This window comes from Daejeonella sp., from assembly GCF_044342615.1.
Classification (GTDB): domain Bacteria; phylum Bacteroidota; class Bacteroidia; order Sphingobacteriales; family Sphingobacteriaceae; genus Daejeonella.
Window position 1 is genome coordinate 1 of record NZ_JBIIPN010000145.1, and the last position, 6,093, is coordinate 6,093.

General features: G+C 32.1%; 6 protein-coding genes. All 6 read right to left on the reverse strand.

The features are described 5' to 3' along the window. A partial coding sequence (locus ACIQ0D_RS10915; RefSeq protein WP_395805526.1) for a glycosyltransferase family 2 protein occupies nucleotides 1–524 on the reverse strand: 524 nt, incomplete at its 3' end. A gap of 2 nt (nucleotides 525–526) precedes the next feature. Next, nucleotides 527–1,735: a hypothetical protein gene (locus ACIQ0D_RS10920; RefSeq protein ID WP_395805528.1), complete on the reverse strand. Its 1,209-nt coding sequence runs from the start codon at nucleotides 1,733–1,735 to the stop codon at nucleotides 527–529. Nucleotides 1,736–1,767: 32 nt separating this feature from the next. Beyond that, the gene (locus ACIQ0D_RS10925) at nucleotides 1,768–2,847 is read right to left on the reverse strand and encodes a glycosyltransferase family 1 protein (protein ID WP_395805530.1); all 1,080 of its coding nucleotides are present in this window, start codon (nucleotides 2,845–2,847) and stop codon (nucleotides 1,768–1,770) included. Nucleotides 2,848–2,927: 80 nt separating this feature from the next. Then, a complete protein-coding gene (locus ACIQ0D_RS10930) occupies nucleotides 2,928–3,524 on the reverse strand; it encodes a sugar transferase (RefSeq protein ID WP_395805531.1) in 597 nt (198 codons plus the stop codon). Between the two features lie 11 nt (nucleotides 3,525–3,535). Next, nucleotides 3,536–4,777 (reverse strand): DegT/DnrJ/EryC1/StrS family aminotransferase, encoded by a 1,242-nt coding sequence (locus ACIQ0D_RS10935; protein WP_395805533.1) that lies wholly within the window; start codon nucleotides 4,775–4,777, stop codon nucleotides 3,536–3,538. Between the two features lie 80 nt (nucleotides 4,778–4,857). After that, complete coding sequence (locus tag ACIQ0D_RS10940) at nucleotides 4,858–5,976, reverse strand: glycosyltransferase (RefSeq protein WP_395805535.1); 1,119 nt, start codon at nucleotides 5,974–5,976, stop codon at nucleotides 4,858–4,860. Nucleotides 5,977–6,093: the final 117 nt, after the last annotated feature.

Genomic DNA, 6,093 nt, shown 5'->3' on the forward strand with positions numbered 1-6,093 from the left:
CAGGTAATACTTTCATAGCCACGTAAATTTCGCAGGAGATTATTTTTCATAATCGCGGTACGTACTACAGGCAAATATTCGCCAACCGATGTTTTTAACAAATCTAAATAGGATTTTGGCCCATAAAAATTTGGATTATACAATAAATTACCTTCATTCAGAGTCATACTACCACAAAAAAACAGATCATAATTTTTATTAAGCACCAAATTTTTGAGATGAACCAAGGCGCCATCCTTTAGAAGATCATCCGAGTCTAATAGGACTGAATATTGATATTTGGCATGTAATATTCCTGTATTTTTAGCTTGGGCCACACCGGCATTTACGTCATGCTTAATCAATTTAATTTGATCATGTTTTAAATAATTTTGCAGTGAACTTTCGGTATTATCGGTAGAACCATCATCTACAACGATAATTTCTGAACAATCAGACCAATTTTTCTGAATTAAAATACTATTGATGGCCCTTCTAACCTTTTCAGATCGGTTATAGGTTGGAATTACGAATGAGAATAACATAATTACCGATTATAAATTAAAGCTGGATTGAGCTCAGTTGAAGGCTTAAGCTTATCGAAATGAAGAATACTAAAATATAGGAATAAGGTAGGCCCATCAGCACTTAAAAGCCAGGCATTATGTGCTGAAGCATTTATTGAAACAGCGATAAAGGAGAAGCATAAACATAATAGCAAAGCATTTTCCCTCTTTCTAATCTCTTTGAGAGCAGGATAAGCAATTCGAAAAACTCCACCATAAATAAAGAGCAAAAATCCTAGACTTAGAAAAGGCCCGAGATAAGTCATAAACATTAAATAGGCATTGTGAGATGTAATTCCACTCGAAAACACTTGATTTCTATAGATTACATCACCCCAGGTTTTACCATAAAATACAAGTCCGAGGGGGTATTCAGAATATATTCTTAAATTTTCAGCAGTAAGCAATGAACGATTATGCTCGGGATCATTATTGATGTTTTTTGCTACAATATTATCTCTACTATTGACATCGTTTTTCAAGACTAAATTGTAAAATGCAATACTAAAAATCACTGCAATGGTAATTAATAAAACAGCTTTAAAACGATAAGCAAGAATCAAAAACAATGAAATTGAAAAGGCAAAAGTGACAAAAACGGAGCGTTGCATACCTAAATATATGAGCACCAAGCATGTTAAAAAAGCCAATAACCTAATAAAAAGCGGCTTTCGGAATAAAAAAGTATAGATTAATAAAAAGGGTGTAAAGGCTGCTAGTTGGTATCCAAATGTAAATTGGGTGGTTGAAATACCTGCGGGACTTTGTAAAATAACATCGTCTACAAGTAGTGCCCTAAGTCCATCTACCCCCACAAAATAATTATTTAACACCAAGACTAAAGCTGAAACACCCAACAAAATAAAAAAGATGAAGACAGATAAATTATACCTTGCGGTATTTGAGCCAATGAAATAATTGAAGAAAAACAGACAAAGTATAAAATTTAGCAAAGTGGCAAAAAATGACGGATAATCACCAATTCCAATAACATAATAACTAATCAGAGCTAAGCTAAAAGCGATTAGTTCTTTTGAATAAACTAATTCTTTGCCACCTTCTCTAAAAAGTAATATCAACGGAAAACCAAAAAGTAATGGAGCTGGGAGTCTGAATGATTCGGTCATAAAAATTCCAAAAGCGAGTGCATAGAGGTATAAAACCATAAACACAATAACAAATAGTCTCATAAGAATAGTTTAAAGAAAAGATTAAAAATTTATTAAGCAATTGACTTTAGGAACGTGTTTACAAAGGAATTGCCATCAGAAATGACATTTTTATAAGCCTGTTGACCGTTATGAGCAATTTCCCGATAATTACTATAGTTTGCAGTAAGGTATTCAAGCACTTCGGGCAGATCATTCATATCCCAGGAAACAGGAAAGTAGGTTTCAAATGGTTTATATACATCTGGATAGGTATTTAAATGTTCCATCGAAGGTTTCACGAGTAAAGCTCCCGCAACAAATGTTTCAAAATCGCGGTAACAAACTTCTCCCCAACCATAGGGACTAACACTAAGTTTTGAATTTCTAAGTTCTTTCCAATATTTATCCTTTGGAATCGGACTTCCGGCAGCAATTTTCATATTCAGCTGACTAAGGAAACTAAGCGTTGCATTTCTTTGTTGCATCACTTTGTTAAGCCCATTGTCTTCTTTGTGAATGGTACCTCTAAATGTTAAATCGAGATCTCTTTTGCTACTGGGCTTACTAAATTTTAGAGGATACAATCCATAGCTTAAATAATTGCTGAGTCTGCTTAATTTATATCCAAAATATCTATAATCATTAAATCCAAGATTCCAACCTAAACGAATCTTCTTGAGTTGATCTTTTGGACATGCAGGAAAAGGATAATCAGGTTTATTAGAATTTGCATCATTAAGCCATACCCTCAATTCATTTTTGATATTTGGATTGGTGTAATAATTTAGATCTTTTAAAACCTGCTTTTTTAAAAATATATCTACATAAGGTATTAGAGAGAAATCACTCGAACCACTTGAATCGGAAGCATCAAACCATATTAGTTTAGCCGTCGATCGTCTAACTTCGGTCAAATAATTAATTAAATATTCTTGATCTTGCCTCTGCTCAGTATAAATATTTTTCCCTTTTTCAAAATATCTAGAGTGTATAAATAGATAATCGGAGTCGGGTAACTTTTCATCAAGGTGACTATTAAGAAATTGTATCTGAACCCCATTTTCTTTAAACTCGGATTTCCATCTATGAAATGGATGAGTTTCAGAATAAAACCGCTGCGAAGGCCAGTCAATTATTTTAAGAGTTTTCATAGGTAGCTAGGAGTTTTAATATCAATTTGATTTAAAAGATTTTAGAGAATCAGAATTGATTTATCAATGAAGAATAAAGGCTATTTAGAAAGAATACTTTTAATTGTTAAGAGTATAATTTTCAGATCAATCCATAAATTATTATGATCTATATAGCGCAAATTTTGAGCAATTTTCAATGGAATGATATGTTCAATATAAAATGCTTCTGGATTTTGGGCTTTAGCAAGCATCTGACTTTCATTGATATAATCAATTGATGCCCAATCGGTTAATCCAGGTTTAACAGTTAAAATTCGGAGTTGAACCTGATCGTAAAGAGCCACATATTTTGAAACTTCAGGTCTTGGTCCCACAAAACTCATATCACCTTTTAAAATATTGAACAATTGAGGTAATTCATCGAGTTTATATTTTCTAAGAAAGTATCCAAAACGAGTAATTCTATCATCTTGATCACCAATAGTTAATAAGCTACCCTTATCGGCACCAATCTTCATACTTCTGAATTTTAACAAGTTAAATGGTGTATTATTTCGACCAACACGAACTTGTTTATAAAACACTCCTCCTTTCGAATCAAATAGAATAACTACTGCAATAATTATCAGCAAGGGGAGTATAATAATGATTCCAAATAGTGAAAAAAACACATCAAATATTCTTTTAGCAATCATAATAAAACAGATTAGGTAGTGATTTCAACAAGAGTTTTCTGATTCACAAGAGATTGAATTTTATCAATTACATTTTCAATGATATAGTCGATTTCTTCTTCTTTTAGCTGGGGATAAATAGGTAAAGAAATTTCGCAAGAATACTGTTTAAAGCTGTTGGGGTAATCACTCATGCGATATCCAATACTTTTAAAATAGGTGAGCATAGGCATAGGAATAAAATGAACATTTACATTTATTCCAGCTTCCATAATTTTATCAATGAGTTGATCTCTCTCCTCTTCGCTAATATTTTTTATACGTAGTGGAAATAAATGATAAGATGATTCACGATTTTTATCCTTTAAAACAGGTTCAATAAACCAATCATAATGAAGAAATGCGTCACTATATTTTTTGGCTATTCTCTTTCTCTCAGGAAGTAGTGAATTCTTATATTTTCTTAGTTGGGCCAAGCCTATGGCAGCGCAAATGTCTGGCATATTAATTTTTAAACCCTTAAAAATGATGTCATACCTCCAGTTATTGCCGATTGATTTGCTAAAGGCATCCTTAGTTTGCCCGTTTAATGAAAACATTTTCAAAAAACTATATTCCATTTTGCAATCAAAAAGCTCTGGTAAATTCAAGCAAATACAGCCTCCTTCAGCTGTAGTAATGTTTTTTACAGCGTGAAATGAGAAAATGGTAATATCTGCTTTCAAGGCAGAGGGCATATCATTATACAAAGCTCCAATAGAATGTGCAGCATCTGAAATAAGGAGTATACGACCTAAAATTGATTGTTTTTCGGATTCAGGAATAAATAATGCTCTAACATTAGGCTCCTTAATCAGTTTATTAATTGCATCATAATTACATGGTAAACCTGCAATATCGACAGCTAAAATAGCCTTAGTTTTATTGCTTATAGCTTCCTTTATCTTTGCTGGATTAATAGTCAAATCATCTAAAATATCAACCATAACAGGCTTGGCACCACAATGCAATACACAAAGTGCAGTAGCACAATATGAATAAGCTGGAACAATAACTTCATCACCATCACCAACCCCAAACCATTTAAGCATCATAATTGCCCCACTAGTCCATGAATTAACACAAACAGCCTCTTTTGAGCCAGTTAATGATACCATTTCCTCTTCAAGAGCTTTAACTTTAGGTCCAGAAGTAATCCATTTAGAATTTAATGTGTCCATAACTTGATCTATAACTGATTGATCAATAAAAGGAGGAGAAAAAGGTATTTTCATAATCGTATTTTTTAAAGAAGACACATGAACTGAAGAAGAAAATTTTTGAGAATGATCAAATTTTGAGTAATCTGATCCAACTAGGTACTAAATATTATATTTTGCCATTGAGTAGAGATACTTTTGAGCGAATTTGTTTTATTGATTTTTTTCGCATTAATGGCAATTCTATCCTTTAAAACTGTATCTGTTAAAATCTCAATAATTCCAGATCTAAGCTCTTTTACATTATCCTTTTGAACTAAAAGTCCGTTTTTTTGATGTCTTATAATCTCAGAAGGACCAAATTCACAATCCATTGCTATACAGGCACATCCGAAACTCATAGCTTCAATTAAAGCATTTGGATAACCTTCATTTCTAGATGGCAATACAAACAATTCAGCTTGGGCATAATAATCTTGCAGGTTTGATTTTAAACCGATTAATTTAACTTTCTTCTGAAGCCTTAGATATTGTATTTTCTGCTTCAAGACTTCATATTCTTGACCCTCACCAGCAATTAATAGATCTATATTTTTAAGCTTTAGTGCTGCAAAAGCATCAATAAGTCGGTCGAAACCTTTTTCATGAGATAAGCGCCCAGCTCCAAAAATGAATTTTCGATTATTAACTTTTAATTTCGAAGGATTTCCTAGGTCTGTTATCGGGTTATGAATAATTTTAAAATTGGATAATTTTTCAAAACCTGAATACATTTTCAAACAGCTTTCAATTCCTTTTGCAGGGACTACTATGGCACGAGCATTTCGATAAATAATACTTAAAACTGCTTTAAAAATATAGTTTTGAGTTTTAATGCTGTGCTCTGGCGTTGTTCTCTCTGAAACTATAAAATCTGTTTTGGTAATCATTGCTGATAAACCAGACCATAAATTAGATGTAGTCATGAATGAAATAACGCATTCAGGTTTTTCATTTAAGAATAAATAACTAAGTTTTAAAAATGTTATGCATGCATAATAAATTCTTGAGGTTTTGCTATTTGAACTTCTTTTTAGCAGGTAAGTAACTTCAAGATCTTTAGGTAATTTATATACCGTTTCAGCATAATTGAGGCATACTATTTTTACAGGGATTTTACGATTATGGAAATCAATAGCTAATGTACTGAGTACGCGTTCAGCCCCTCCACCTTCCAAGGTATTTATTACAAAAAATACAGTCTTTTTCCTTGAATTTCGATTTAGGATGTCCATTCAAAAGCAATTAAACGAGAGTAATTAATGTATTTATAGCCTTTTGAAATTTGAAATTTTTAACATCAAAAAGAAAATATTGCATTAAATAAATTTTCAATAATTCCTTTTTATGTT

Excerpts from the sequence above, each read along its gene's own strand:
- ACIQ0D_RS10920 (WP_395805528.1), bottom strand. The coding sequence starts at position 1,735 with ATGAGACTATTTGTTATTGTGTTTATGGTTTTATACCTCTATGCACTC.
- ACIQ0D_RS10935 (WP_395805533.1), bottom strand. The coding sequence starts at position 4,777 with ATGAAAATACCTTTTTCTCCTCCTTTTATTGATCAATCAGTTATAGAT.
- ACIQ0D_RS10925 (WP_395805530.1), bottom strand. The coding sequence starts at position 2,847 with ATGAAAACTCTTAAAATAATTGACTGGCCTTCGCAGCGGTTTTATTCT.
- ACIQ0D_RS10930 (WP_395805531.1), bottom strand. The coding sequence starts at position 3,524 with ATGATTGCTAAAAGAATATTTGATGTGTTTTTTTCACTATTTGGAATC.
- ACIQ0D_RS10940 (WP_395805535.1), bottom strand. The coding sequence starts at position 5,976 with ATGGACATCCTAAATCGAAATTCAAGGAAAAAGACTGTATTTTTTGTA.